The organism is Mesorhizobium sp. M2A.F.Ca.ET.037.01.1.1 (assembly GCF_003998075.1).
GTDB lineage: Bacteria > Pseudomonadota > Alphaproteobacteria > Rhizobiales > Rhizobiaceae > Mesorhizobium.
On record NZ_RZSA01001437.1, the window covers coordinates 1 to 1,143 of the forward strand.

Consider the following 1,143-nt stretch of genomic DNA (forward strand, 5'->3'; position numbering starts at 1 on the left):
CACTATGAAGAAGGCCCGACGGCGGATAGTTCATCCCACACAAAGGCAGGGTGGACGTTGGGCGCAGGTGTTGAATATGCCTTCGCGCAAAATTGGACCACCCGCGTCGAGTACCGTTACACTGATTCGGGAAGTTCACCGACAATCCAGCGACTGATAGCTCGTGGCTTTACCCGACTCACGTGACGACGCAATCTGTCCGCTTCGGCGTCAGCTACAAGTTCTGATCGCGGAATTTCGCACCAAGCGGCGGCTACATCGATATCTACTCCGCCGCGGCGCGCGCGCCTGCTTTTGCCGCCGCGTGCAGCCGCACGGCATCTCCGAAGGCCTTGAAGATCTTGGCGGAATTGCTGTCCGACTTCACCCAGTATTCGGGGTGCCATTGCACGCCGACCGCGAAGGCCCGCGCGTCCTTGACGGAAACCGCTTCGATCGTGCCGTCGGTGGCCAATGCCTCGATTTGCAGTTTCGAGCCGAGCCGGTCGATCCCTTGCCGATGCAAGGAGTTGACCTTGATGTCGCCGGCGCCGAACACGCCGGCTAAGCAGCTGCCCGGCTTGATCGAGACCGTCTGATGGATGGCGAAGCGCTCGTCCTGATTGTCGCTCACCGGCGCGCGATGGTCGAGCGAGCCTTCGCGCTCCTGGATCTCGGTGCCGAGCGTGCCGCCCAGCGCCACGTTCAGCTCCTGGATGCCACGGCAGATCGCAAGCACCGGCACGCCGCGCTCCAGCGCCTTGCGGATCAGCGGCAGCGTCGTGGCATCGCGGGCTTGATCGTAGGGACCGTTGGCCTCGCTCGGGTCGCCGTCATAAAGCGAGGGATGCACATTGGATTTCGAACCCGTCAGCATGACGCCGTCGACCGCCGACAGCAATTCGTCGAGGTCGAGCCGGTCGCCGAAGGACGGCACCAGCAGCGGGAACACGCCGGCGCCGGCCACAGCCGCTTCCAGATACTGCTGGGGCGCGGCGTGCCAGGTGTAGTTGTCGAACTGGCGGACGTCGGTTGAGACGGCGACGAGCGGTTGCTGCATTTTGAGTTTGGTTTCCATCAGGCCAAGGAATTGTTCTGCCTATAAAATAAGCGATCCGACGCGGCTTTTCCATGGCAAGTTTGGCCGCCTCGCATGGACCAGGG

The 1,143-nt window shown here is 62.5% G+C and carries 2 protein-coding genes; one reads left to right on the top strand and one right to left on the bottom strand.

Going from position 1 to position 1,143, the window contains the following annotated elements:
- The coding region (locus tag EOA27_RS37420; protein ID WP_145970865.1) for an outer membrane beta-barrel protein at nucleotides 1-186 on the top strand (186 nt) is incomplete at its 5' end.
- Between the two features lie 79 nt (nucleotides 187-265).
- On the opposite strand, the gene EOA27_RS37425 is transcribed toward EOA27_RS37420, so the two are convergent.
- Nucleotides 266-1,039, bottom strand: coding sequence for a gamma-glutamyl-gamma-aminobutyrate hydrolase family protein (locus EOA27_RS37425; RefSeq protein ID WP_127258832.1), 774 nt, complete (start codon nucleotides 1,037-1,039; stop codon nucleotides 266-268).
- Between the last annotated feature and the right edge of the window lie 104 nt (nucleotides 1,040-1,143).